We start from the raw sequence: 25517 nt of genomic DNA, 5'->3' as shown, positions 1-25517 counted from the left end.
CCGCTGGGGGCTTCGCCCCCGGGCCTTCGGGCCGGTGGGCGCCGCCCCCGGCCTGTAATTCCTGCGGGGACCAACCGCAGGACAGTTCCGCCAGGCTCGGTGGGCTCCGTGAGTCGTTTCACGGAGCCCGCCGGGAACCGGCAGACATCCAGGAGATAGACGTGATCCAGCAGGAGTCGCGGCTGCGTGTCGCCGACAACACGGGGGCGAAGGAAATCCTTTGCATCCGTGTGCTCGGTGGCTCCGGTCGCCGCTACGCGGGCATCGGTGACGTCATCGTCGCCACCGTCAAGGACGCGATCCCCGGTGGCAACGTGAAGAAGGGTGACGTCGTCAAGGCGGTCATCGTTCGCACCGTCAAGGAGCGCCGCCGTCCGGACGGCTCGTACATCCGCTTCGACGAGAACGCCGCCGTCATTCTGAAGAACGACGGCGACCCTCGCGGCACCCGTATCTTCGGCCCCGTGGGCCGTGAGCTGCGCGAGAAGAAGTTCATGAAGATCATCTCCCTCGCGCCGGAGGTGCTGTGAGCATGAAGATCAAGAAGGGCGACCTGGTCCAGGTCATCACCGGTAAGGACAAGGGCAAGCAGGGCAAGGTCATCGCGGCCTACCCCCGCGAGGACCGCGTCCTGGTCGAGGGTGTCAACCGGGTCAAGAAGCACACCAAGGCCGGCCCGACCGCCAGCGGTTCCCAGGCCGGCGGCATCGTGACCACCGAGGCCCCGATCCACGTCTCCAACGTCCAGCTGGTCGTGGAGAAGGACGGCAACAAGGTCGTCACGCGCGTCGGTTACCGCTTCGACGAGAACGGCAACAAGATCCGCGTTGCCAAGCGGACGGGTGAGGACATCTGATGGCTACCACCACTGCCCCGCGTCTGAAGCAGAAGTACCGCGACGAGATCGCCCCCAAGCTGCGTGACGAGTTCAAGTACGAGAACGTCATGCAGATCCCGGGCCTCGTCAAGATCGTGGTCAACATGGGTGTGGGCGACGCCGCCCGCGACTCCAAGCTGATCGAGGGCGCCATCCGCGACCTCACCACGATCACCGGGCAGAAGCCGGCGGTCACCAAGGCCCGCAAGTCCATCGCGCAGTTCAAGCTGCGTGAAGGCCAGCCGATCGGTGCCCACGTCACGCTCCGTGGCGACCGCATGTGGGAGTTCCTGGACCGCACCCTGTCGCTGGCGCTCCCGCGCATCCGCGACTTCCGCGGCCTGTCCCCCAAGCAGTTCGACGGCCGTGGCAACTACACCTTCGGTCTCACGGAGCAGGTCATGTTCCACGAGATCGACCAGGACAAGATCGACCGTGTCCGGGGTATGGACATCACCGTGGTCACCACGGCGACCAACGACGAAGAGGGCCGTGCCCTTCTCCGTCACCTCGGCTTCCCGTTCAAGGAGGCGTGAGCGAGATGGCGAAGAAGGCTCTCATCGCGAAGGCTGCTCGCAAGCCCAAGTTCGGTGTGCGCGGCTACACCCGCTGCCAGCGCTGCGGCCGTCCGCACTCCGTGTACCGCAAGTTCGGCCTGTGCCGCGTGTGCCTTCGTGAGATGGCTCACCGTGGCGAGCTGCCGGGCGTGACCAAGAGCTCCTGGTAACAACCCACTTGGGTTGAATCAGGACTCTCGGTAAGCAACCGGGGTCGGCAGGCGGCCCACCCCCCATGCCTTAGGCTTGTGGGGTTGGGCGCCTGCCGCGCCCTAAACGACTTACTACGCCGTAGGTCCACCGCGCCGCACCCGTCCCGTCTCGGATCGGGGAGAGGGATGGCGCACCAGGAAACCCCGGCGAGAGAGGCCGAAGGCCAATTCATGACCATGACTGATCCGATCGCAGACATGCTCACGCGTCTGCGGAACGCGAACTCGGCATACCACGACACCGTGACCATGCCGCACTCGAAGATCAAGTCGCACATCGCGGAGATCCTCCAGCAGGAGGGCTTCATCACCGGCTGGAAGACCGAGGACGCCGAGGTCGGCAAGAACCTCGTCCTCGAGCTGAAGTACGGCCCGAACCGTGAGCGCTCCATCGCGGGCATCAAGCGGATCTCGAAGCCCGGTCTCCGGGTCTACGCGAAGTCCACCAACCTGCCGAAGGTGCTCGGCGGCCTCGGCGTGGCGATCATCTCCACGTCGCACGGGCTCCTCACCGACAAGCAGGCCGGCAAGAAGGGCGTGGGTGGGGAAGTCCTCGCCTACGTCTGGTAACGGAAGGGAACGGAGGAAACAGCTATGTCGCGTATTGGCAAGCTCCCCATCACGGTTCCCGCCGGCGTGGACGTCACCATCGACGGCCGCACGGTCAAGGTCAAGGGCCCCAAGGGCGAACTGACCCACACCGTCGCCGCGCCGATCGAGATCGTCAAGGGTGAGGACGGCGTTCTCAACGTCACCCGCCCGAACGACGAGCGTCAGAACAAGGCCCTGCACGGCCTGTCCCGCACGCTGGTGGCGAACATGATCACCGGCGTGACCCAGGGTTACGTGAAGAAGCTCGAGATCAGCGGTGTCGGTTACCGCGTGACGGCCAAGGGCTCGAACCTCGAGTTCGCGCTCGGCTACAGCCACCCGATCACCGTCGAGGCGCCCGAGGGCATCACCTTCAAGGTGGAGGCCCCCACCCGCTTCTCGGTCGAGGGCATCGACAAGCAGAAGGTCGGCGAGGTTGCGGCCAACATCCGCAAGCTGCGCAAGCCCGACCCGTACAAGGCCAAGGGCGTCAAGTACGAGGGCGAAGTCATCCGCCGCAAGGTCGGAAAGGCGGGTAAGTAAGCCATGGCATACGGGCAGAAGATCCTCAAGGGCGACGCCTACAAGCGCGCCGCGATCAAGCGCCGTCACATCCGGATCCGCAAGCGGATCTCCGGTACGGCGGAGCGCCCCCGTCTGGTCGTGACCCGCTCGAACCGCCACATCGTGGCGCAGGTGATCGACGACCTCAAGGGCCACACCCTGGCGTCGGCGTCCACCCTGGACACGTCGATCCGCGGCGGCGAGGGCGACAAGTCCTCGCAGGCCAAGCAGGTCGGCGCCCTGGTCGCCGAGCGTGCCAAGGCCGCCGGTGTCGAGGCCGTCGTGTTCGACCGTGGTGGCAACCAGTACGCCGGGCGCATCGCCGCCCTGGCGGACGCCGCCCGCGAAGCCGGACTCAAGTTCTGAGTCGGTTCCGTAGCTAGCGGAGACAGAGAGAGGTAATTCCAATGGCTGGACCCCAGCGCCGCGGTGGCGGTGCCGGTGGCGGCGAGCGGCGGGACCGGAAGGGCCGTGACGGCGGCGCAGCTGCCGCCGAGAAGACCGCGTACGTTGAGCGCGTCGTCGCGATCAACCGCGTCGCCAAGGTTGTGAAGGGTGGTCGTCGCTTCAGCTTCACCGCGCTGGTCGTGGTGGGCGACGGTGACGGCACCGTGGGTGTCGGATACGGCAAGGCCAAGGAGGTGCCGGCCGCCATCGCCAAGGGCGTTGAGGAGGCCAAGAAGCACTTCTTCAAGGTCCCCCGCATCCAGGGCACCATCCCGCACCCGATCCAGGGTGAGAAGGCTGCCGGCGTCGTGCTGCTCAAGCCCGCGTCGCCCGGTACCGGTGTGATCGCCGGTGGCCCGGTGCGCGCCGTGCTCGAGTGCGCCGGCATCCACGACGTGCTGTCGAAGTCGCTCGGCTCCGACAACGCCATCAACATCGTGCACGCCACCGTGGAGGCCCTCAAGGGCCTGCAGCGTCCCGAGGAGATCGCGGCCCGCCGCGGTCTGCCCCTCGAGGACGTCGCCCCCGCGGCTCTCCTGCGTGCGCGTGCCGGGGCGGGTGCGTAATCATGGCGCAGCTCAAGATCACGCAGACGAAGTCCTACATCGGCAGCAAGCAGAACCACCGCGACACCCTGCGTTCCCTGGGCCTCAAGCGCCTGGGTGACGTGGTCGTCAAGGAGGACCGCCCCGAGTTCCGCGGAATGGTGCACACCGTCCGCCACCTCGTGACGGTCGAGGAGGTCGACTGATCATGGCGGAGCAGAACCCGCTCAAGATCCACAACCTCCGTCCCGCCCCGGGCGCCAAGACCGCCAAGACCCGTGTGGGTCGTGGTGAGGCGTCGAAGGGTAAGACGGCCGGTCGTGGTACGAAGGGCACGAAGGCCCGTTACCAGGTTCCGGAGCGCTTCGAGGGTGGCCAGATGCCGCTCCACATGCGCCTCCCGAAGCTGAAGGGCTTCAAGAACCCGTTCAAGACCGAGTACCAGGTCGTGAACCTCGACAAGCTGACCGCGCTGTACCCCGAGGGTGGCGAAGTCACGGTCGAGGACCTGGTGGCCAAGGGCGCCGTTCGCAAGAACAGCCTGGTCAAGGTCCTGGGCCAGGGCGAGGTCTCCGTGGCGCTGCAGGTGACGGTCGACGCCGTCTCCGGCTCCGCCAAGGAGAAGATCACCGCCGCCGGCGGCACCGTCACCGAGCTCGTCTGATTCCTCAGGCGTCTCGATGACGTAGACGAACCCGACCGGGGATGCCTCACAATGAGGTATCCCCGGTTGGTCGTTCCATGGGGGGCATGGTCGCCGGTAAGGTGGCCTGCACTGTTCTTTTCCGTCGAACCTCAAGACCCGTCACCCTGACGCACTTGCGCGGGGGTCGCAGGAGGCACCGTGCTCACCGGCTTCGCCCGGGCGTTCAGGACGCCCGACCTGCGCAAGAAGCTGCTCTTCACGCTCGGCATCATCGTGGTGTACCGCGTCGGTACCCACATCCCGATCCCGGGCGTCAACTACAAGGCCGTCCAGCAGTGCGTGACCGAGGCCTCCGGCAACCAGGGTCTCTTCGGTCTCGTCAACATGTTCAGCGGCGGCGCGCTTCTGCAGATCACCGTCTTCGCGCTGGGGATCATGCCGTACATCACGGCGAGCATCATCCTGCAGCTGCTGACCGTGGTGATCCCGCGCCTGGAAGCCCTCAAGAAGGAGGGCCAGGCCGGCACCGCGAAGATCACCCAGTACACGCGGTACCTGACGGTGGCGCTCGCGATCCTGCAGGGCACCGGCCTGGTGGCCACCGCCCGCAGCGGCGCCCTGTTCAACGGCTGCTCGGTCGCCGGCAACATCGTCCCGGACCGGGCGATCTTCACGACCATCACGATGGTCATCTGCATGACCGCCGGCACGGCCGTCGTCATGTGGCTCGGCGAGCTGGTCACCGACCGCGGCATCGGCAACGGCATGTCGATCCTGATGTTCATCTCGATCGCCGCCACCTTCCCGTCCGCGCTGTGGGCGATCAAGAAGTCCGGCAAGCTGGCCGGCGGCTGGATCGAGTTCGGCACCGTCATCCTGGTCGGCCTGGTCATGGTCGGTCTGGTCGTCTTCGTGGAGCAGGCCCAGCGCCGTATCCCGGTGCAGTACGCCAAGCGCATGATCGGCCGCCGGTCCTACGGCGGTACGTCCACGTACATCCCGCTCAAGGTGAACCAGGCGGGTGTGATTCCCGTCATCTTCGCCTCGTCGCTGCTCTACATTCCGGCCCTCGTCGCGCAGTTCGCGGGGGGCAATGCCGGCTGGAAGACGTGGGTCACCCAGAATCTGACCAAGGGTGATCACCCGATTTACATCACTCTGTACTTCTTGCTCATCGTGTTCTTCGCGTTCTTCTACGTGGCGATCTCCTTCAACCCCGAGGAAGTCGCGGACAACATGAAGAAGTATGGTGGCTTCATCCCGGGCATCCGGGCTGGCCGACCGACCGCTGAGTACCTCTCGTACGTGCTCAACCGGATCACCTGGCCGGGTTCGCTGTACCTGGGTCTGATCGCTCTCGTACCGACGATGGCGTTGGTTGGCTTCGGGGCAAGCCAGAACTTCCCGTTCGGCGGGACGAGCATCCTGATCATCGTGGGTGTCGGCCTGGAGACGGTGAAGCAGATCGAGAGCCAGCTCCAGCAGCGCAATTACGAAGGGTTCCTCCGCTGATGCGAATCGTCCTCGTCGGGCCGCCGGGCGCCGGTAAGGGAACGCAGGCCGTGCGCCTTGCCGAGAAGCTGTCGATCCCCCACATCTCCACGGGCGACCTGTTCCGCGCCAACATCAGCGGGCAGACGGAGCTGGGCAAGCTGGCGAAGTCCTACATGGACGCCGGCGATCTCGTACCCGACGAGGTCACCATCGCCATGGCGAAGGACCGCATGGAGCAGCCGGACGCCGAGGGCGGCTTCCTGCTGGACGGCTTCCCGCGCAACGTCTCGCAGGCCGAGGCGCTGGACGAGCTGCTGAGCGGCGAGGGCATCACGCTGGACGCGGTGCTGGACCTGGAGGTCCCCGAGGACGAGGTCGTCAAGCGGATCGCCGGCCGGCGCATCTGCCGCAACGACTCCAGTCACGTCTTCCACGTGACGTACAGCAAGCCGAAGCAGGAGGGCGTCTGCGACGTCTGCGGCGGCGAGCTGTACCAGCGCGACGACGACCACGAGGACACGGTCCGCAAGCGGCTGGAGGTCTACCACTCGCAGACCGAGCCGATCATCGACTACTACAAGGCCCAGGGCCTGGTCGTCACGATCTCCTCGCTCGGCCCGGTGGACGAGATCACCCGGCGCGCGCTGGAGGCGCTCAAGCGCGAGGACGCCACCCAGTAACCCGTAGGACGCCGGCTGCAGCCGCGGTTCCCCCCGAGGGGCCGCGGCTGAGCTGTGGGCGGGCCGTGCTCGCCCACGGGGCGCCGGGCGTCCCCGTATCGTTGTAGTAGCCGACCCCGCTTCCGGTCCCAGAAAGGCCCCCGTCCTCATGGTGCAGATCAAGACCCCCGAGCAGATCGCCAAGATGCGTGCGGCGGGGCTGGTCGTCGCCGCGATCCACGCGGCCACCCGGGAGGCGGCCGTGCCCGGGGCGACCACCAAGGACCTGGACCAGGTGGCCCGCAAGGTGCTCGCCGAGCACAACGCCAAGCCGAACTTCCTCGGCTACGGCGGCTTCCCGGCCACCATCTGCACCTCGGTGAACGAGGTCGTCGTCCACGGCATCCCCTCCGACGAGGTCGTCCTCAAGGACGGCGACGTGATCTCCATCGACTGCGGCGCGATCGTGGACGGCTGGCACGGCGACGCGGCGTACACCGCCTTCGTCGGCTCGGGTCACTCCCCGGAGCTGATCGAGCTGTCCCGGGTGACCGAGGAGTCGATGTGGGCCGGCATCGCCGCCATGAAGCTCGGCAACCGGCTGCTGGACATCTCCCGCGCGATCGAGACGTACATCCGCCGCCAGCCCAAGCCCGGCGGCGGCCGCTACGGCATCATCGAGGACTACGGCGGCCACGGCATCGGCACCGAGATGCACATGGACCCGCATCTGCTGAACTACGTCGACCGCCGGCGCGGCAAGGGCCCCAAGCTGGTCCCCGGCTTCTGCCTGGCCATCGAGCCCATGGTCTCCCTCGGCACCCCGAAGACGCGGGTGCTGGAGGACGAGTGGACGGTCATCACCACCGACGGCACCTGGTCCTCCCACTGGGAGCACTCCGTCGCCCTCACCGAACAGGGCCCCCTGGTCCTGACCGCCCCCGACGGCGGCAGGGCCAAGCTCGCGGAGTACGGCATCAGCGCGGCACCGGACCCGCTCGCCTGACGACCGGCCCGCTCGCAGCCGCCGGTCGGAGGCCGGCGCAGCCGCTCGAAGCCTGTGAGGTGCCCCCGGCGCCGAGCCCGCGAGAGCGGCGTGGAGAGGATGGGCCGGCGGCAGGGCCAAGCTCGCGGAGTACGGCGTCGCGGCCGCTCCCGACCCGCTGGCATAACGATCTCCGGCGTGGGGCAGGCTTCCCCGATTCGTGTTTCCGGGTGCGCTGACGTAGACTGACTCGTCGGCTCTCGTGCACCCGCATGTCCGCATGCGCCCGTAAGGGAAGCAGGAGAGTCGATCAAGGTAGTCGATTCGAAGGGCGAAGCGTGGCCAAGAAGCAAGGTGCCATCGAGATCGAGGGCACTGTCGTCGAGTCTCTGCCGAACGCCATGTTCAAGGTCGAGCTCCAGAACGGCCACCAGGTCCTGGCACACATCAGCGGCAAGATGCGTATGCACTACATCCGCATCCTCCCTGACGACCGGGTCGTGGTGGAGCTGTCTCCGTACGACCTGACGCGTGGCCGGATCGTCTACCGGTACAAGTAGATCTTGCCCAGGCCCCGTGTCCTACCGCGGGGTCGCCGGCAACTGACCCGGAGAACCTCACCCAATGAAGGTCAAGCCGAGCGTCAAGAAGATCTGCGACAAGTGCAGGGTGATCCGCCGTCACGGCCGGGTCATGGTCATCTGCGAGAACCCGCGCCACAAGCAGCGCCAGGGCTGACGCACGACCGACCGCACCCTCTGCACCTCTATCGCAGAGTTTCGCGCGACGCGAGCTGAATATGTTCATACGCAGGTCCCGAGCGGCGCGAGCGTCCGCTCGACACCCCCGGTTCGGAGGCCGGGGACCCGGTTCGTACCTCGTACGGCGGCCGGGAGCCGGTCCTGTGGAAGACCTCCGAAGATCAAACTGGAGCCATTGAATGGCACGCGTTTCCGGTGTTGACATCCCGCGCGAAAAGCGCGTGGAGGTCGCCCTCACCTACGTGTTCGGCATCGGCCGGACCCTGTCCCAGCAGACGCTGGCCGCCACCGGCGTCGACCCGAACACCCGCGTCCGCGACCTGACCGAAGAGCAGCTCGTCGCGATCCGCGAGTACGTCGACAACAACATCAAGACCGAGGGTGACCTCCGTCGCGAGATCCAGGCCGACATCCGCCGCAAGGTCGAGATCGGCTGCTACCAGGGTCTGCGGCACCGCCGCGGTCTGCCCGTCCGCGGTCAGCGCACCAGCACGAACGCCCGTACCCGCAAGGGCCCGCGTCGCGCCATCGCCGGCAAGAAGAAGCCGGGCAAGAAGTAGTCCGCAGCGGACTCGCCGTCCAGCGGTCTTCGCTGTAGGACCGACCACCTCCCGTAGGAGAAGACATGCCCCCCAAGGGACGTCAGGGCGCTGCCAAGAAGGTGCGCCGCAAGGAAAAGAAGAACGTCGCTCACGGCCACGCGCACATCAAGAGCACGTTCAACAACACCATCGTTTCGATCACCGACCCGAGCGGCAACGTGATCTCCTGGGCCTCCGCCGGCCACGTCGGCTTCAAGGGCTCCCGGAAGTCCACGCCGTTCGCCGCGCAGATGGCCGCCGAGTCGGCCGCCCGCCGCGCCCAGGAGCACGGCATGCGCAAGGTCGACGTGTTCGTGAAGGGTCCGGGTTCCGGTCGTGAGACCGCGATCCGTTCGCTTCAGGCGACCGGTCTCGAGGTCGGCTCCATCCAGGACGTCACCCCGACCCCGCACAACGGCTGCCGCCCGCCGAAGCGCCGCCGCGTCTGACGCACGGCCGCTCGTCGGTTCGAGGTTTTCGGGCGGTACGGCTCCTTCGGGGCCTGCCGCCCGTACCCTTGCAGTACCCGCGCTCCCTCGGGCGCGGTTTTGTCGGACGTCAAATAGCGGGCGTCCACGAAAGAAGGATCTGATCCACAGATGCTGATCGCTCAGCGACCCTCGTTGACCGAAGAGGTCGTCGACGAGTTCCGCTCCCGGTTCGTGATCGAGCCGCTGGAGCCGGGCTTCGGCTACACCCTCGGCAACTCCCTGCGCCGTACGCTCCTCTCCTCGATCCCGGGTGCGGCGGTCACGTCCATCCGCATCGACGGTGTCCTGCACGAGTTCACCACCGTGCCGGGCGTCAAGGAGGACGTCACCGACCTGATCCTCAACATCAAGCAGCTGGTCGTCTCCTCGGAGCACGACGAGCCGGTCGTGATGTACCTGCGCAAGCAGGGCCCGGGTCTGGTCACCGCCGCCGACATCGCGCCCCCGGCCGGTGTCGAGGTGCACAACCCCGACCTCGTCCTCGCCACGCTCAACGGCAAGGGCAAGCTGGAGATGGAGCTGACCGTCGAGCGCGGTCGCGGCTACGTCTCCGCCGTGCAGAACAAGCAGGTGGGCCAGGAGATCGGCCGTATCCCGGTCGACTCCATCTACTCGCCGGTGCTCAAGGTCACGTACAAGGTCGAGGCCACGCGTGTCGAGCAGCGCACCGACTTCGACAAGCTGATCGTCGACGTCGAGACCAAGCAGGCGATGCGTCCGCGTGACGCCATGGCCTCCGCCGGCAAGACCCTGGTCGAGCTGTTCGGTCTCGCCCGCGAGCTGAACATCGACGCCGAGGGCATCGACATGGGTCCGTCCCCGACGGACGCCGCGCTCGCCGCCGACCTGGCGCTGCCGATCGAGGAGCTGGAGCTCACCGTTCGGTCGTACAACTGCCTCAAGCGCGAGGGCATCCACTCCGTGGGTGAGCTGGTCGCCCGCTCCGAGGCCGACCTGCTCGACATCCGCAACTTCGGTGCGAAGTCGATCGACGAGGTCAAGGCGAAGCTGGCCGGTATGGGCCTCGCGCTGAAGGACTCGCCTCCCGGGTTCGACCCGACCGCCGCCGCCGACGCCTTCGGCGCGGACGACGACGCGGACGCCGGGTTCGTGGAGACCGAGCAGTACTGAGAGCTCGGGCCGCACGGCCCGTGTCAGGGCGCGGGTGCGCTGTGCTTGATCGCGCAGCTCCTCGCGTCCCTTCCGGGAGCGCCCCTTCGGGGCTGCTCCCGGATCTCCGACGGGCGACCGCCCGCTCGGATACTGACCCCGGTACCTGATACGGCCGGGGCAGACACACAGGAGAAGAACCATGCCGAAGCCCACCAAGGGTGCCCGTCTGGGCGGCAGTGCCGCGCACGAGAAGCTGCTCCTCGCGAACCTCGCGAAGGCGCTCTTCGAGCACGGCCGCATCACCACCACCGAGGCGAAGGCGCGCCGTCTGCGTCCCTACGCCGAGCGTCTGATCACCAAGGCGAAGAAGGGCGACCTTCACAACCGCCGCCAGGTGCTCCAGGTCATCACGGACAAGGGCATCGTCCACACGCTCTTCACCGAGATCGGCCCGCGGTACGAGAACCGTCCCGGTGGCTACACCCGCATCACCAAGGTCGGCAACCGCCGTGGCGACAACGCGCCCATGGCCGTCATCGAGCTGGTCGAGGCGCTGACGGTGCAGCAGAACGCCGTGGGTGAGGCCGAGGCCGCCACCAAGCGCGCGGTCAAGGAGGCCGACGAGGCCAAGGCCGAGCAGGCCGAGGCCACCGAGGCCGCTGAGGCTCCCGCCGAGCCCGCCGCGGAAGCGGCTGGTGACAGCGAGAAGGACGCCTGAGGCACTCCCTCGCGTTGAGCGGGTCCGCCCTTCGGGGCGGGCCCGCTTTTCCGTTGCTGAGAGGATCTGTGTGTGAGTGACGAAGTACAGCCCGGTCATGTCCGTGTCCGTCTCGATCTGTCCTACGACGGTTCCGCCTTCCACGGCTGGGCCAAGCAGGCCGGCGGGAAGCGGACCGTGCAGGGGGAGATCGAGGACGCGCTGCGCACGGTCACGCGGTCGCCGGAGACGTACGAGCTGACCGTCGCCGGGCGGACCGACGCCGGGGTGCACGCGCGGGGGCAGGTGGCCCATGTGGACCTGCCCAAGCAGGTGTGGCGCGAGCACCACGAGAAGCTGCTCAAGCGGCTCGCCGGGCGGCTGCCGCGCGATGTGCGGGTGTGGGCGCTGCGGCCCGCCCCCAGCGGCTTCAACGCCCGGTTCTCCGCCGTCTGGCGCCGCTACGCCTACCGGGTCACCGACAACCCGGGCGGCGTGGACCCGCTGCTGCGCGGGCACGTCCTGTGGCACGACTGGCCGCTCGACGTGGACGCCATGAACGAGGCCGCCCGGCGCCTGCTCGGCGAGCACGACTTCGCCGCCTACTGCAAGAAGCGCGAGGGCGCGACCACCATCCGCACCCTCCAGGAGCTGAGCCTTCGGCGCGGCGCCGACGGGATCATCACCGCGACCGTCCGCGCGGACGCCTTCTGCCACAACATGGTGCGCTCGCTGATCGGCGCGCTGCTGTTCGTGGGCGACGGCCACCGCACCCCCGACTGGCCCGGCAAGGTGCTGGCGGCGGGCGTGCGGGACTCGGCCGTGCACGTCGTACGGCCGCACGGGCTGACCCTGGAGGAGGTCGGCTACCCGGCCGACGAGCTGCTGGCCGCGCGCAGCCGCGAGGCCCGCAACAAGCGGTCCCTGCCGGCGGCCGGCTGCTGCTGAGGGGGCCTGTTCACCCTCGGTGACGGTACGGGTGCCGTCCGGCGGGGAACTCGCCGCTGCACCTGCGCGCCGTACGGCTCGGCAGGGACGTACGGCGAGAGGGGCTGAACCATGCGGCTCACCGTCATCGGCACCGGGTACCTCGGCGCCACGCACGCCGCCTGCATGGCGGAGCTGGGACACGAGGTCGTCGGCGTGGACACCGACGCCGGCAAGGTCGCCGCGCTGCGGGCGGGGCGGGCGCCGTTCCACGAGCCGCGGCTGGCCGAGCTGGTCGCCCGGCACACGGCGAGCGGGCGGCTGCGGTTCACCGGCTCCTACGAGGAGGCCGGCGCCTTCGGGCAGGTGCACTTCGTGTGCGTGGGCACCCCGCAGCGCCGGGACGGCGAGGGCGCGGACCTCACGTATGTCGAGAGTGCCTTCGCGGCCGTCGCCCGGCACGCGCGCAAGGGGGCGCTGCTGGTCGGCAAGTCGACCGTGCCGGTTGGCACCGCGGCGCGGCTCGCCGACGCGCACCGGGTGGAGATCGCCTGGAACCCCGAGTTCCTGCGGGAGGGCTTCGCCGTCGCGGACACGCTGGCCCCGGACCGGCTGGTGTTCGGGGTGCGCACGGCCCGCGCCGAGCGGCTGCTGCGCCGGGTGTACGGGGATGTGCTGGCCGCGGGGACGCCGCTGGTCGTCACCGACTTCGCCACCGCCGAGCTGGTGAAGACGGCCGCGAACTCCTTCCTGGCCACCAAGATCTCCTTCATCAACGCGATGGCCGAGGTGTGCGAGGCGACCGGCGGTGACGTGCGGCGGCTGTCGGAGGCGCTGGGGTACGACGAGCGGATCGGGCGGGCGTTCCTGCGGGCCGGGGTGGGGTTCGGCGGCGGGTGTCTGCCCAAGGACATCCGCGCCTTCGCGCACCGGGCCGCCGAGCTGGGCGTGGACCTGGGCTTCCTGCGCGAGGTGGACGCGATCAACATGCGGCGCCGGGACCGGGTGATCGCACTGGCCCGCCAGGCGTGCGGCGGGAGCGTCCTCGGGGCGCGGGTGGCGGTGCTGGGCGCGGCCTTCAAACCGGACTCGGACGACATCCGCGACTCGCCCGCGCTGAACGTGGCCGCGCGGCTGGACCTGGACGGCGCGGACGTGACGGTCTACGACCCCGAGGCGATGGACAACGCCCGTAAGGCGTTCCCGCTGCTCGGCTACGCCCTGTCGGTGGAGGAGGCGCTGCGCGGGGCCGAGCTGGTGCTGCACCTGACCGAGTGGCCCCAGTTCCGCGACCTGGACCCACGGCAGGCGGCCGCCCTGGTCCGGCGCCCGAGGATCGTGGACGGCCGCGGCGCCCTGGATGCGGCCCGCTGGCGCGCGGCGGGCTGGTGGTTCCGGGCCCTGGGGAGTCCGGAGCCCGGGCCGCCCTGTGCGGCCGCCGGGCCGGACCCTCGGGCGGCGTCGGAGCGGCCGCCGGACGCGGGCGCGTAGGCCCGGCCGGTGCGCCGGGCGTGCGGCCGACGGCGGGGTGGCTCGCGGCGGCCGGGGCAGGCGGCGGCCGGTCGGCCCGCCGGGCAGGGGCTCGCCGGCAGCCGTGAGCCCCCCGGGCGGCCAGGGTCGGCCGCGGCAGTTACTGGTTCGCCGCCGCCGAGGCCTGGGCCTCGCCGCGGCGGCGGATCTGGCCGAAGGCGAAGGCGGCGAGGTCGTCGCCGGTGCGGAAGACCGAGGTGTCCTTGGTGGTGACGTTCTTGCCGCCGGGGAAGCCGCTGATGGTGAAGTAGGCGTAGCGGCCGTAGGAGTTGGTGGTGGAGCGGCAGACCGCGCCGTTGCAGAAGTCCTTGACGCCGTCGCCGGTCAGCGGCCGGACGATGCTCTTCTTGTCGGCCTGGCCCTTGGCCTTGGTGGCCTGCGCCTCGGTGTCGAAGACGGCGACGCCGACGGTCGCCGCGACGCCGTCCTTGGTGTAGGTGGCGCGGATCAGCCGGGTGCAGCCGTTGTCGGTGAGGACCTTGGCGAGGGTGCCCTGCGCGGCCGAGGCGCAGTTCTTGGTGTCGGCCGTGGGGCCCTTCTTGTACACGTTGCCCGTCATGGTCAGCTGCGCGCCGGGGAAGAGGGTGTCCGCGCTGAGCGGGGCGGTGTCCTTCTTGGCGCTGGCTATGAAGTCCTTCGGGTCCAGCGGGGGCGGCGCGGTGGTGGGCGCGAAGGAGGGCGCGGCCGAGCCGCTCGCCGACGCGGAGGCGGACGGCTGGGCCGGGCCGCCGCGGGCGTCGTCGTCCCCGCCGGCGGACATCACGGCCATGGCGACGGCCGCGCCGACGGCGACCGTGGCCAGCACGCCGCCGCCGACGAACAGCAGCCGGCGCCGCTTGTTCCGGCTCTCCGACGCCTCGGCCAGCGCGGCCCAGTCCGGAGTCCCGTCACCGCCCCCGCCGTTCCACGGCTGCTGGGAGTGCGGTTTCCAGGGATCCCACTGGGACTGCGAGCCCCCCTGCCCAAAACTCATGGGGCGCATCTTAGACGCCGTCCGGGTGGGCTCCCCGCCCCGCGAGGCAGGCGGGACAAGGGCTCGGGGGCGTTCAGGACGATTGCGGCGGGTATGGGGTGGGGCCTTCGTGACACGGCGCCCCGTACACTGGGTGCGGAACACGCAGGGGACCGCGCCGGCAACCCCGTTTTGACCCCCGGAGGGCCGCGCAGGTACTCTGCATGTTCGTTGTGTATTGGCTTGGCTCTTCTCACGGACCCGGCCCTTACACCGGTCCACCGGGCCGATGACCAGCGACCAGCACGCGGTTTGCGTCACCGCTGTGCGGTCAGGGCTGTCGTGATCGTCTTCGGTGACCTTGTCAGGACCATTCACTGAAGAAGCGAAGGCTACGAACCGTGCGTACGTACAGCCCCAAGCCCGGCGACATCACGCGCCAGTGGCACGTCATCGACGCCCAGGACGTCGTCCTCGGCCGCCTGGCGTCCACCGCTGCCACCCTTCTGCGGGGCAAGCACAAGCCGATCTACGCGCCGCACGTCGACGCTGGTGACTTCGTCATCATCATCAACGCCGACAAGGTGCACCTCTCCGGCAACAAGCGGACCCAGAAGATGGCGTACCGCCACTCCGGCTACCCGGGCGGTCTGCGGTCCGTCCGCTACGACGACCTGCTCGCGAACAACCCCGAGAAGGCCATCGAGAAGGCCGTCAAGGGCATGCTCCCCAAGAACACTCTGGGCCGTCAGATGCTCTCGAAGCTGAAGGTCTACAAGGGTGACCAGCACCCGCACGGCGCCCAGCAGCCGGTGCCGTTCGAGATCACCCAGGTCGCGCAGTAAGTCCGGCCACCCCCTAAGACTGAAGAGAATCTGAGGAGAATCGTGGCCGAGACCACTGCCGAGCAGCCGATCGAAGAGATCGACATCGAGAGCTACACCACCGAGTCCGAGGTCCCCGTCGAGGGCGAGTACACCTCGGAGTCCCTGGCCTCCCGCTTCGGCGAGCCGCAGCCGGCCGCCGGCCTGGGCCGCCGCAAGAACGCCATCGCCCGCGTCCGGATCGTCCCGGGCACCGGCAAGTGGAAGATCAACGGTCGCACCCTCGAGGACTACTTCCCGAACAAGGTGCACCAGCAGGAAGTCAACGAGCCCTTCAAGGTGCTGGAGCTCGAGGGCCGTTACGACGTCGTCGCCCGCATCGCCGGCGGCGGTGTCTCGGGTCAGGCCGGCGCTCTGCGCCTCGGTGTCGCCCGCGCCCTGAACGAGGCCGACGTCGACAACAACCGCGGCCCGCTCAAGAAGGCCGGCTTCCTCCGCCGCGACGACCGTGCGGTCGAGCGCAAGAAGGCCGGTCTCAAGAAGGCCCGCAAGGCTCCGCAGTACAGCAAGCGCTAATCAGCAGCTGCCTGCGGACAGGCCTACTCCGAACGCCCCGGCGGCACGCCACTGTGCCTCCGGGGCGTTCGTTTATCACAGGACTTGGGCGTATAACGGCACAAGGTGCTCACACGCTGATGTGATCGGATGCCAGGACGACGGACACACTGGCACGGCTTCTCGAACTGACGCTTTCTCAGGAGGACAAGTGGGACGACTCTTCGGCACGGACGGCGTGCGCGGTGTCGCCAACGCGGACCTGACCGCCGAGATGGCGCTCGGCCTCTCCGTCGCCGCGGCGCACGTACTGGCCGAGGCGGGCACCTTCGAGGGCCACCGTCCGACGGCGGTGGTCGGCCGGGACCCGCGCGCCTCCGGTGAGTTCCTGGAGGCCGCCGTGGTGGCGGGCCTGGCGAGCGCGGGCGTGGACGTGCTGCGCGTCGGCGTGCTGCCGACGCCCGCCGTGGCGCATCTAACCGGCGCGCTCGGCGCCGACCTCGGCGTGATGCTGTCGGCCAGCCACAACGCGATGCCCGACAACGGCATCAAGTTCTTCGCCCGCGGCGGCCACAAGCTCGCCGATGACCTGGAGGACCGGATCGAGAAGGTCTACGAGGAGCACCGCACCGGCGCTCCCTGGGACCGTCCCACCGGCTCCGGCGTCGGCCGCGTCCGCGACTACGAGGAGGGCTTCGACGCGTACGTCGCCCACCTCCTGAGCGCCCTGCCCAACCGCCTCGACGGGCTGAAGATCGTGCTGGACGAGGCGCACGGCGCCGCCGCGCGCGTCTCCCCGGCGGCGTTCGAGCAGGCCGGCGCGGAGGTCGTCACCATCGGCGCCGAGCCGGACGGCCTCAACATCAACGACGGCTGCGGCTCCACGCACCTGGACAAGCTGAAGGCCGCCGTCGTCGAGCACGGCGCCCACCTGGGCATCGCGCACGACGGCGACGCCGACCGCTGCCTGGCCGTGGACCACACCGGCGAGGAGGTCGACGGCGACCAGATCCTGTCCGTGCTCGCGCTGGCGATGCGGGAGCGTTCCGCACTGCGCTCCGACACCGTCGTCGCGACCGTGATGTCGAACCTGGGCTTCAAGCTGGCCATGGAGCGCGAGGGCATCCACCTCGTGCAGACCGCCGTCGGCGACCGGTACGTCCTGGAGGAGATGAAGAGCAAGGACTACGCCCTTGGCGGGGAGCAGTCCGGGCACGTCATCGTCCTCGACCACGCCACCACCGGCGACGGCACGCTGACCGGTCTGCTGCTGGCCGCCCGGGTCGCCGAGTCCGGCCGTACGCTGCGGGACCTGGCGGCCGTGATGGAGCGCCTGCCGCAGGTCCTCGTCAACGTCCCGGACGTGGACAAGTCGCGGGTGAAGACCTCCGCCGACCTGGCCGCCGCCGTGACCGAGGCCGAGCGGGAGCTGGGGGAGACCGGGCGGGTGCTGCTGCGTCCGTCGGGCACCGAGCCGCTGGTGCGCGTCATGGTCGAGGCCGCGGACATCGAGCAGGCCCGCTCGGTGGCGGGGCGGCTGGCCGACGCGGTGAAGTCGGCGCTGGGGTAGTCGGGCGCGGGCCGGCTGTCAGGGCCGGCCGATTCCGGGCCGGCCCGGTTCCGAGCCGGCCCGGTTCCGAGCCGGTCCGATTCCGGCCCGGCCCGGCCTGGTCCGATTCCGGCCTGGTCCGATTCCGGCCCGGCCCGGCCCGGTCCGATTCCGGTTCGGTTCGGCCCGGGCCGTGGGCTGTGGGGTTGCGAAGGCGCGGCCCGTCGGTCCGTGGTGGGCCGGGTGTCGCCGCGAGGGCGCGGGGCGGGGGCGGCCGGCGGTCCGCGGGGCGCGGGCGTCCTCGGGCGGCGGGCCGGGGCGCGCTCTCAGAGCGCTCCCCGGTGGGCTTTCGCCGGGGCGCGGTCGCGTTGCCTGGTCCAGAGGTACTTCTGGACCAGCAGGGTGAGGGTGCCGGCCAGGACGATGCCGAACAGGTTCAGCAGGAGCTGGGCGGTGGAGCCCCAGGTCTGCGCGGTGTCGCCGTAGGCCAGGGCGACGGCCGCGTTGGCGGCGGCCGGGACCGTGGTCACGGAGATGGCCACCCCGACCAGCGCGCCCGACTTGGCGGAGGTCAGCGAGAGCGTCCCGGCGGCGCCGGCCAGGACCGCCACCACGAACGAGAACGCGTCGGGCGCGTAGACGAAGTTGGTGTTGGGCCGCGGTCCCTCCAGCCGGGCCTTGCTGAACAGGCCGAGCGCGTCCATCAGGACGCTGAAGCCGACGGTCACGGCCATCGCCAGCGCGAACCCCGCCAGCAGCGCGACCAGCGACCGCAGGGCCAGCCGCGGCGCCTTGCGCACCAGGGCCGTGGCGATGCCGGCCAGCGGCCCGAACTCCGGGCCCACCGCCATCGCGCCGACGATCAGCACGGCGTTGTCGAGCACCACACCGCAGGCGGCGATCATCGTGGCCAGCGTGATGAACGCCAGATAGGTGATCGACAGCGTCGACTCCTCGTGGGTGGCCTCCGTCAGCTCCTCCCACAGCACCGCGTCCGCGGCCTCGCCCGGCGCCTCCCGCTCGGCCCGGTCGGCCCGTTTCGACAGCGACAGGTCGATGCTCTCCACGGCGATCGAACCGGCCCGGTCGATGCCCAACGCCCGCAGCTCGCCGAGGAGTTCGTCCGCCGCCTCGCGGGCGATGTCGCACATCACCACGTCCCCGGCCGGGTCGCGGGCGGCGCCCGGCAGCACCACCAGATGGGCGGTGCCGACGGTCTTGCGCACCGCGGCGACCACGTCGTCGGTCCGGTCGGCGGGGGTGATCAGTCGCAGATGCAGCATGCCCGGCAGCGTAGACGCCGGGCGTCCGGCCCGGTCACAGCTTGCGCAGGCTGAGCCGCTGCACCTTGTGGTCGGGGCCCTTGCGCACCACCAGCGTGGCGCGGCCGCGGGTGGGCGCGATGTTCTCCACCAGGTTGGGCTTGTTGATGGTCCGCCACATGGTGCGCGCGTAGTCGAGCGCCTCCTCCTCCGCCACCTGCGTGTACTTGCGGAAGTAGGAGGACGGGTCCTGGAAGGCCGTGTCGCGCAGCTTGCGGAACCGGTTCAGGTACCAGCGCTCGATGTCCTCGGTGCGCGCGTCGACGTAGACGCTGAAGTCGAAGTAGTCGGCGAGGCCGACCCGGGTGCGGCCGTCCTTGCCGGGCAGGGCGGGCTGCAGGACGTTGAGGCCCTCCACGATCAGGATGTCCGGGCGGCGCACGGTGAGCTTCTCGCCGGGGACGATGTCGTAGATGAGGTGGGAGTAGACGGGGGCGGTGACCTCCCGCTTGCCGGCCTTGATGTCGGCGACGAACCGGGTCAGCGCCCGGCGGTCGTACGACTCCGGGAAGCCCTTGCGGGACATCAGGCCGCGCTCCTCCAGCTCCCGGGTGGGCAGCAGGAACCCGTCGGTGGTGACCAGCTCGACGCGGGGGTGCTCGGGCCAGCGGGACAGCAGCGCCTGGAGCAGCCGGGCGACGGTGGACTTGCCCACGGCCACCGAGCCGGCGACCCCTATCACGAAGGGGGTGCCCGACTGGGAGCCCTGCTCGCCGAGGAAGGTGTTCAGCGCGCCGCGCAGTTCGTCGGTGGCGCCGACGTAGAGGTTGAGCAGGCGGGACAGCGGCAGATAGATGTCGCGGACCTCGTCGAGGTCGATGACGTCGCCCAGGCCGCGCAGCCGTTCCACCTCCTCGGCGGTCAGCGGGAGCGGCGTCTTGTTGCGCAGCGCGCTCCACTCGGCTCGGGTGAGGTCGACGTAGGGAGTCGCCTCCGGCTTGGACCGGTGGGCGCTCCGGGGCATCGAGGGGACCGGTGAGATCACAGTCCATTGTTAACGGAGTTTGAACGGGGCGGGAGGTGGGGTGCGTCACGCGCGCCGGGCGGGCTGTGTGCCGCCTGTGAAGATCACGTGTGTGTCACGGTCGGATACCGGGTGGTGAGCGACGTGATCATGTGGTTGTCGGTGACACGTAAAGTACGGGTAAAGCACCGCGGAGGGTCGCTCCGCAGGTTTGCGTGTTCTGAAGAGAAAGAGCCCTCCGAGTGAGTTCTCCGCTGATCCGCCGTACGTGTCTGGTCGCGTCCGCCGCCGCCCTCGCCCTGCTCGCCACCGCCTGCGGCGGGTCCTCCGACGACGACGGCAAGAAGGGCGGGGACGCCACGACCGCGCAGGCCGACAAGTCCGCGTCCGCCGCGCCGGCCGCCGCGAAGCCGCTGTCCGCCGCCGAGCTGGAGAAGGCCGCGCTGACGCAGGCCGACGTCAAGAGCGGCAAGGTCACCGCCAAGCTGCCCGCCACGGACGACATCGCGCAGGACAAGGTGAAGACGGACAAGCCGGCCTGCACGCCGCTCGCCCTGCTCCAGGTCGGCTCCTACGCCGGCAAGCCCGCGGCGAGCGTGAAGCGGTCGTGGATGGAGGACGCGAAGAAGCCGGAGGCCGGCGCGAGCGCCGAGGACGCCATGGTCGCCGGCCTCGACCGGGCGAAGGTCGTCGTCACGCTCGCCTCCTACGCGGACGGCGGCGCGGAGCAGGCGATGAAGGATCTGACGAAGTCCGCCGCGGACTGCGCCGGCGGCTTCTCCTTCACCGTGGCCGGCGACACGACCAAGGCCGTCAAGGTCGCCACCGGCAGCGCGCCGCAGGGCGCCGACGAGGCGCTGGCCGTCACCTACACGATGGAGGCCGACGGCGACCAGTTCCCGGTGAAGGGCGTCGTCGTCCGCAAGGGCGCCACCCTCGCCTACTTCCCCGCGGTCAACCTCGCCGCGGCCGCCACGGGCAAGGACTTCGCCTTCCCCACCCAGCTCGTGGACGCGCAGCTCGCCAAGCTGAAGTGACGCCGGCAGATCGCTGACATTCCCGCCGGGGCGTTCGTACCCCGGTGGGAATTTCCGATTTCGGGCACGCTGAGGCCCATTTCGCGGGCTGACGGGTCGTAGGCTGCGGTGCCATGTGCGGAATCGTGGGATACGTGGGGTCGCAGTCGGCGCTCGAAGTCGTGATGGCCGGACTGAAGCGGCTGGAGTACCGGGGCTACGACTCGGCCGGCGTCGCCGTCCTCGCCGACGGCGGGCTCGCGGCGGCCAAGCGGGCCGGCAAGCTCGTCAACCTGGAGAAGGAGCTGGTCGACCGGCCGCTGCCGACCGGTTCGACCGGCATCGGGCACACCCGCTGGGCCACCCACGGCGGACCCACGGACGCCAACGCGCATCCGCACCTGGACAACGCGGGCCGGGTCGCCGTCGTCCACAACGGCATCATCGAGAACTTCGCCGCGCTCCGCGCCGAGCTGGCCGAACGCGGCCACGAGCTGTCCTCCGAGACGGACACCGAGGTCGTCGCGCATCTGCTGGCCGAGGAGTTCTCCGCCTGCGCCGATCTGGCCGAGGCGATGCGGCTGGTGTGCCGGCGGCTGGAGGGCGCGTTCACGCTGGTCGCGGTGCACGCCGACGAGCCCGACGTGGTCGTGGGCGCCCGCCGCAACTCGCCGCTGGTGGTGGGCGTCGGCGAGGGCGAGGCCTTCCTCGCCTCGGACGTCGCCGCGTTCATCGCCCACACCCGGTCCGCGATCGAACTCGGCCAGGACCAGGTGGTGGAGCTGCGCCGGGACGGGGTGACCGTCACCGCCTTCGACGGGCGGCCCGCCGAGGTCCGCTCCTACAACGTGGACTGGGACGCGGAGGCCGCCGAGAAGGGCGGCTACGACTACTTCATGCTCAAGGAGATCGCCGAGCAGCCGAAGGCGGTCGCCGACACGCTGCTGGGCCGGATCGACGCGGCCGGCAATCTGACGCTGGACGAGGTCCGCATCTCGGCGCCCGAGCTGCGCGAGATCGACAAGGTCGTCATCATCGCCTGCGGTACGGCCTTCCACTCGGGGCTGATCGCGAAGTACGCCATCGAGCACTGGACCCGGATCCCGTGCGAGGTCGAACTCGCCAGCGAGTTCCGTTACCGGGACCCGATCCTGGACGCGCAGACGCTGGTCGTCGCCATCTCCCAGTCCGGCGAGACCATGGACACGTTGATGGCGCTGCGGCATGCGCGGGAGCAGGGGGCCAAGGTGCTGGCCATTTGCAACACCAACGGCTCCACGATCCCCCGGGAGTCGGACGCGGTGCTGTACACGCACGCCGGGCCCGAGGTGGCGGTCGCCTCCACCAAGGCGTTCCTGACGCAGCTGGTGGCCTGCTATCTGGTGGCGCTGTATCTGGGGCAGGTGCGGGGGACCAAGTGGGGGGACGAGGTCCGGGCCGTCATCCGTGATCTGTCGCAGATCAGCGGGGCGGTGGAGCGGGTGCTGGGGACCATGGAGCCGGTGCGGGCGCTGGCGCGGTCGCTGGCCGGGAAGAACACGGTGCTGTTCCTCGGGCGGCACGTAGGGTATCCGGTCGCGCTGGAGGGGGCGCTGAAGCTGAAGGAACTCGCGTACATGCACGCCGAGGGGTTCGCGGCGGGGGAGTTGAAGCACGGGCCGATCGCTCTCATCGAGGAGGATCTGCCGGTGGTGGTGGTCGTTCCGTCGCCTCGGGGGCGGTCGTTGCTGCACGACAAGATCGTGTCCAACATCCAGGAGATCCGGGCTCGGGGGGCTCGGACGATCGTCGTCGCGGAGGAGGGGGACGAGGCGGTGGAGGCGTACGCGGATCATCTGATCCGGATTCCGGTGACGCCCGTGCTGTTGCAGCCGCTGGTGGCCACTGTGCCGTTGCAGGTGTTCGCCTGCGAGCTGGCCACTGCCCGGGGGAACGAGGTGGATCAGCCTCGGAACCTGGCCAAGTCCGTGACGGTGGAGTGAGGGGGGCCGCCCGCTTCTGGGCGAGTGTCGTGCTTCCGCGGGCCGCGTCAAGGGCGCTGCGCGTCGCCTTCGGCGATGGCCCTCCGGGCCACCCTTGACCCGGCCCGCTCCAGCACGGGGAGGAAGCGAGCGGGCGGCCGGGGGAGGAGCGGGGGGCCGAGGTGGGAGGGCCCCTCCGTGACTTGCGGGGGTGCCCGGCGGTGGGGGCGCGTCGGCGGGGTGGGGGCACGCCGGGTCGGCTCAGCGGGTTGCGGGTGGGGTGTTGCGGGTGGGGTGTTGTGGGTTGTGGGTTGTGTGGCGGGTGGCGGGTCTTGGGCGGGGGCTGGGGGAGCTGAAATGGCGCATCGGGAACGAGCGTTCCAAGAAGTGGGCCGTGGGGGTCGTAAGGTGCTCGGCATGAGCATCATCGGGGTCGGGATCGATGTGGCCGAGATCGATCGGTTCGCGGCGTCGCTGGAGCGGACGCCCGGGCTGGTCGCCCGGCTGTTCGTGGAGCGTGAGCTGCTGCTGCCCAGCGGGGAGCGGCGGGGCATGGCCTCGCTGGCGGCGCGGTTCGCCGCCAAGGAGGCCGTCGCCAAGGCCCTCGGCGCTCCGGCCGGGCTGCTGTGGACCGACGCCGAGGTGTACGTCGAGGACAGCGGGCGGCCGCGGTTGCGGGTGAAGGGGTCCGTCGCGGCCCGGGCCGCCGAACTCGGTGTGCGGGCCTGGCACATCTCGCTGAGCCACGACGCCGGTGTCGCCTCCGCCGTCGTCATCGCCGAGGGGTGAGGTGGTTCGGCCACGGGAGGCGGGCTGTTCGGTCCGGTGACGGGGGCCGCGTCCTCGGTCCGTCACCCGCCCACGACGTCCCGGCCCACCAGGCGGAACGCCAGGATCGTGGCGTCGTCCTGCATGTGCGGGCCCGTCAGGCGGTCCACCAGCCGGCGGATGTAGGCGTCCAGCGCCTCGCCGCCCGGCGGGATGCCGTCACGGGCGCTGTCGTGCACGGCCCGGACCAGGCGTGAGGAGTCGCGGTCCAGGTCCGAGCCACGGCGTTCGATCAGGCCGTCCGAGTACAGCAGCACCACGTCGCCGGGGTGGAGCAGGGTCTCCGCCGCCGTGTACGCCTCCTCGGTCCACACCCCCAGCGGCATGCCCGGGCCGCTCGGCGGCGGATCGAGCAGGCGGGCCTCCCGGTCGCGGATCAGGATCGGCAGCGGATGGCCCGCGCACGTCCAGCGCAGCAGCGCGCGGTCCGGGTGGTAGCGGGCGACGATCGCCGTGGCCGTGGACTCCTCGCCGTCGTCGCAGGCCACCAGGTTCAGCCAGCCGGTCAGCCGCTCCACCGCCTCGCCCGTGAACGCCAGCCCCGCCAGCGCGTACCGCAGCTTCGCCATCAGGGTGATCGCGTCGAGGCCGTGTCCCCGGGCGTCGCCGAGCGCGATCAGCACCTGGCCGGACGGCAGGACGCGCGTCTTGTACCAGTCGCCGCCCACGCGCGCCGCGCGGCCCTCCGGACGGTAGACCGCCGCCGCCTCCACGCCGTGCCGGCCCAGTTCCGCCGGGAAGCGCGGGACGATCGCGTCGCGCAGGCGTTCGGCCACGTCCGCCACCGCGTCCGCCCGTTCCCGCTGCGCCCGCGCCTCCTGCATCGCCTGCTCGGCCAGCGTGCGGCTGCGCACGTCGGACGTCACGTCCCGGCACACCGCCCGCATGGTCCACACCGGGCCGAGCCGCGGGCGCACCGGCTCCGCGATGAAGCGGAGGATGCGCTCGTGCGGCGAGGTCATGCGCAGTTCGAGGTCCACGATCTCCCGCTCGCGCAGCAGCGCGTCGTGCACCGCCTGGTACAGCGCCCGGCGGCTGTCCGGCGCCAGCATGCGGCCCAGTGCCAGCAGGTCGGGCAGGGGGTCCGAGGGTTCCAGGCCCAGCACCCTGTCCAGGCCCGTGGCCTCCACCGTGCCGTCGCCCAGGTTCCACTCCGCCCAGCACACCCGGGCCAGGTGCTGCGCCGCCTCCGCCATCCGGACGCCGGCCTGCTCGCCGCGTTCCCAGGTGACGAGCAGCAGGTCCCCGAAGGGCGCGACGCGCACCTCGCTGCTCAGCCGTACCGCCCGGCCGTCCGGGCCCGACAGCGACCACTCCGCCGACTCCGGGCCCTGGGGCCGTCTGGTGCGGTGCGCCTCGGCGAGCATCCGGGGCACCGGCGTGTCGGCCAGATTGGGAAAGCGATCGAACAGCGGTACGGCTCCGGTGTGCGGGGGGAGCGCGCCGGGCGGGAAGTGGCTCTCGGCGTACCGCCGTGCGGCGACGTTGTGCCCCACGTAGCAGAAGTCCGCTACCGCGCCCGTCTCGTCCAGCGCCGGGAGGACCACCATCGCGGCCAGCGGCAGCGCGTCCAGCAGTTGCCACACCGGGGGTTCGGGGACAGTCATGGGTGCGGCGGGCGCGCCCGCCCTGCGGCGCCGTTCCGCCTCCGAGGGCTCCGTGGGGCATGCGGGGACGGCGTGGGCGGCCGTGTACTGGCCGATGCGGAAGCGCTGCTCCGTCAGCAGCAGGTCCAGCGCCTGCAGCCAGCGGTCGTCGCGCTCGTCGGCGGCACCGCCGGCTCCGGCGGCGTCGTCGGCGGGGCCCGCCGCCTCGGCCGGGCGCGTCTCGTCCGTCCCGACCGGTTCGTCCTTCATGTCGGTTCGGGTC

General features: G+C 70.3%; 31 protein-coding genes. 27 read left to right on the top strand and 4 right to left on the bottom strand.

Going from position 1 to position 25517, the window contains the following annotated elements:
- Nucleotides 1–161 precede the first annotated feature (161 nt).
- From rplN to K7787_RS14215, 21 genes are all read left to right on the top strand, one after another.
- Nucleotides 162–530: a 50S ribosomal protein L14 gene (gene rplN, locus K7787_RS14315; RefSeq protein WP_003998823.1), complete on the top strand. Its 369-nt coding sequence runs from the start codon at nt 162–164 to the stop codon at nt 528–530.
- 2 nt (nt 531–532) lie between these two features.
- Complete coding sequence (gene rplX, locus K7787_RS14310; protein WP_009190139.1) at nt 533–856, top strand: 50S ribosomal protein L24; 324 nt, start codon at nt 533–535, stop codon at nt 854–856.
- A complete protein-coding gene (gene rplE, locus K7787_RS14305) occupies nt 856–1413 on the top strand; it encodes a 50S ribosomal protein L5 (RefSeq protein ID WP_009190140.1) in 558 nt (185 codons plus the stop codon). The genes rplX and rplE overlap by 1 nt, the downstream gene beginning before the upstream one ends.
- Before the next feature lie 5 nt (nt 1414–1418).
- On the top strand, nt 1419–1604 hold the full coding sequence (locus K7787_RS14300; protein ID WP_003948630.1) for a type Z 30S ribosomal protein S14: 186 nt from the start codon (nt 1419–1421) through the stop codon (nt 1602–1604).
- Nucleotides 1605–1817: 213 nt separating this feature from the next.
- Entirely contained in the window at nt 1818–2216 is a 399-nt protein-coding gene (rpsH, locus tag K7787_RS14295) for a 30S ribosomal protein S8 (protein ID WP_009190141.1), read from the top strand.
- Between the two features lie 24 nt (nt 2217–2240).
- Entirely contained in the window at nt 2241–2780 is a 540-nt protein-coding gene (gene rplF, locus K7787_RS14290; protein WP_009190142.1) for a 50S ribosomal protein L6, read from the top strand.
- 3 nt (nt 2781–2783) lie between these two features.
- Complete coding sequence (gene rplR / locus K7787_RS14285; RefSeq protein ID WP_009190143.1) at nt 2784–3167, top strand: 50S ribosomal protein L18; 384 nt, start codon at nt 2784–2786, stop codon at nt 3165–3167.
- Nucleotides 3168–3208: 41 nt separating this feature from the next.
- Nucleotides 3209–3814, top strand: a complete 606-nt coding sequence (gene rpsE / locus K7787_RS14280; protein ID WP_009190144.1) for a 30S ribosomal protein S5 — start codon at nt 3209–3211, stop codon at nt 3812–3814.
- 2 nt (nt 3815–3816) lie between these two features.
- The gene (gene rpmD / locus K7787_RS14275) at nt 3817–3999 is read left to right on the top strand and encodes a 50S ribosomal protein L30 (RefSeq protein WP_009190145.1); all 183 of its coding nucleotides are present in this window, start codon (nt 3817–3819) and stop codon (nt 3997–3999) included.
- Nucleotides 4000–4001: 2 nt separating this feature from the next.
- Nucleotides 4002–4457 carry a 50S ribosomal protein L15 gene (gene rplO / locus K7787_RS14270; protein WP_009190146.1) on the top strand — a complete coding sequence of 152 codons (456 nt, stop codon included), beginning with the start codon at nt 4002–4004 and terminating at the stop codon, nt 4455–4457.
- A gap of 180 nt (nt 4458–4637) precedes the next feature.
- Nucleotides 4638–5951: a preprotein translocase subunit SecY gene (secY, locus tag K7787_RS14265; RefSeq protein ID WP_009190147.1), complete on the top strand. Its 1314-nt coding sequence runs from the start codon at nt 4638–4640 to the stop codon at nt 5949–5951.
- Nucleotides 5951–6613 (top strand): adenylate kinase, encoded by a 663-nt coding sequence (locus tag K7787_RS14260; RefSeq protein ID WP_009190148.1) that lies wholly within the window; start codon nt 5951–5953, stop codon nt 6611–6613. Before secY ends, K7787_RS14260 begins: the two co-directional genes overlap by 1 nt.
- A 148-nt stretch (nt 6614–6761) precedes the next feature.
- Nucleotides 6762–7598 (top strand): type I methionyl aminopeptidase, encoded by an 837-nt coding sequence (gene map / locus K7787_RS14255; protein WP_169437542.1) that lies wholly within the window; start codon nt 6762–6764, stop codon nt 7596–7598.
- 317 nt (nt 7599–7915) lie between these two features.
- Complete coding sequence (gene infA, locus K7787_RS14250) at nt 7916–8137, top strand: translation initiation factor IF-1 (protein ID WP_003948620.1); 222 nt, start codon at nt 7916–7918, stop codon at nt 8135–8137.
- A gap of 64 nt (nt 8138–8201) precedes the next feature.
- Nucleotides 8202–8315, top strand: coding sequence for a 50S ribosomal protein L36 (gene rpmJ / locus K7787_RS14245; protein ID WP_003998809.1), 114 nt, complete (start codon nt 8202–8204; stop codon nt 8313–8315).
- Between the two features lie 202 nt (nt 8316–8517).
- A complete protein-coding gene (gene rpsM, locus K7787_RS14240) occupies nt 8518–8898 on the top strand; it encodes a 30S ribosomal protein S13 (RefSeq protein ID WP_009190150.1) in 381 nt (126 codons plus the stop codon).
- Nucleotides 8899–8963: 65 nt separating this feature from the next.
- On the top strand, nt 8964–9368 hold the full coding sequence (gene rpsK / locus K7787_RS14235) for a 30S ribosomal protein S11 (protein WP_003956432.1): 405 nt from the start codon (nt 8964–8966) through the stop codon (nt 9366–9368).
- Between the two features lie 150 nt (nt 9369–9518).
- Entirely contained in the window at nt 9519–10541 is a 1023-nt protein-coding gene (locus K7787_RS14230; protein ID WP_003966937.1) for a DNA-directed RNA polymerase subunit alpha, read from the top strand.
- Between the two features lie 181 nt (nt 10542–10722).
- A complete protein-coding gene (rplQ, locus tag K7787_RS14225) occupies nt 10723–11241 on the top strand; it encodes a 50S ribosomal protein L17 (RefSeq protein WP_223001611.1) in 519 nt (172 codons plus the stop codon).
- 72 nt (nt 11242–11313) lie between these two features.
- Complete coding sequence (gene truA, locus K7787_RS14220) at nt 11314–12168, top strand: tRNA pseudouridine(38-40) synthase TruA (RefSeq protein ID WP_223001610.1); 855 nt, start codon at nt 11314–11316, stop codon at nt 12166–12168.
- A gap of 111 nt (nt 12169–12279) precedes the next feature.
- Nucleotides 12280–13638, top strand: a complete 1359-nt coding sequence (locus tag K7787_RS14215; RefSeq protein WP_169437547.1) for a UDP-glucose dehydrogenase family protein — start codon at nt 12280–12282, stop codon at nt 13636–13638.
- Between the two features lie 139 nt (nt 13639–13777).
- On the opposite strand, the gene K7787_RS14210 is transcribed toward K7787_RS14215, so the two are convergent.
- Nucleotides 13778–14650 carry a hypothetical protein gene (locus K7787_RS14210; RefSeq protein WP_223001609.1) on the bottom strand — a complete coding sequence of 291 codons (873 nt, stop codon included), beginning with the start codon at nt 14648–14650 and terminating at the stop codon, nt 13778–13780.
- 380 nt (nt 14651–15030) lie between these two features.
- Between K7787_RS14210 and rplM the strand changes: the two genes are divergently transcribed.
- From rplM to glmM, 3 genes are all read left to right on the top strand, one after another.
- Nucleotides 15031–15474 (top strand): 50S ribosomal protein L13, encoded by a 444-nt coding sequence (gene rplM, locus K7787_RS14205; RefSeq protein ID WP_009190155.1) that lies wholly within the window; start codon nt 15031–15033, stop codon nt 15472–15474.
- Between the two features lie 42 nt (nt 15475–15516).
- Entirely contained in the window at nt 15517–16029 is a 513-nt protein-coding gene (gene rpsI, locus K7787_RS14200) for a 30S ribosomal protein S9 (protein WP_019980862.1), read from the top strand.
- Between the two features lie 190 nt (nt 16030–16219).
- Nucleotides 16220–17578 (top strand): phosphoglucosamine mutase, encoded by a 1359-nt coding sequence (gene glmM, locus K7787_RS14195; RefSeq protein WP_009190157.1) that lies wholly within the window; start codon nt 16220–16222, stop codon nt 17576–17578.
- Between the two features lie 305 nt (nt 17579–17883).
- Here the strand turns inward: glmM and K7787_RS14190 are convergent, their stop codons facing one another.
- Together K7787_RS14190 and coaA are read right to left on the bottom strand one after the other, a co-directional pair.
- Entirely contained in the window at nt 17884–18840 is a 957-nt protein-coding gene (locus K7787_RS14190) for a DUF389 domain-containing protein (RefSeq protein ID WP_009190158.1), read from the bottom strand.
- Nucleotides 18841–18874: 34 nt separating this feature from the next.
- A complete protein-coding gene (gene coaA, locus K7787_RS14185) occupies nt 18875–19843 on the bottom strand; it encodes a type I pantothenate kinase (RefSeq protein ID WP_019980859.1) in 969 nt (322 codons plus the stop codon).
- Between the two features lie 242 nt (nt 19844–20085).
- Here coaA and K7787_RS14180 point away from each other — a divergent pair, with 242 nt between their 5' ends.
- From K7787_RS14180 to K7787_RS14170, 3 genes are all read left to right on the top strand, one after another.
- Nucleotides 20086–20880, top strand: a complete 795-nt coding sequence (locus K7787_RS14180) for a hypothetical protein (protein ID WP_009190160.1) — start codon at nt 20086–20088, stop codon at nt 20878–20880.
- A 113-nt stretch (nt 20881–20993) separates the two neighbouring features.
- The gene (gene glmS / locus K7787_RS14175; RefSeq protein WP_009190161.1) at nt 20994–22841 is read left to right on the top strand and encodes a glutamine--fructose-6-phosphate transaminase (isomerizing); all 1848 of its coding nucleotides are present in this window, start codon (nt 20994–20996) and stop codon (nt 22839–22841) included.
- Between the two features lie 396 nt (nt 22842–23237).
- Nucleotides 23238–23609, top strand: a complete 372-nt coding sequence (locus K7787_RS14170; protein WP_009190162.1) for a holo-ACP synthase — start codon at nt 23238–23240, stop codon at nt 23607–23609.
- Nucleotides 23610–23671: 62 nt separating this feature from the next.
- Here the strand turns inward: K7787_RS14170 and K7787_RS14165 are convergent, their stop codons facing one another.
- Nucleotides 23672–25504 (bottom strand): PP2C family protein-serine/threonine phosphatase, encoded by a 1833-nt coding sequence (locus tag K7787_RS14165; RefSeq protein WP_223001608.1) that lies wholly within the window; start codon nt 25502–25504, stop codon nt 23672–23674.
- Nucleotides 25505–25517 lie beyond the last annotated feature (13 nt).

The sequence above is a fragment of the Streptomyces sennicomposti genome, assembly GCF_019890635.1.
GTDB lineage: Bacteria > Actinomycetota > Actinomycetes > Streptomycetales > Streptomycetaceae > Streptomyces > Streptomyces sennicomposti.
This window is presented reverse-complemented; position numbering and strand designations above follow the sequence as displayed.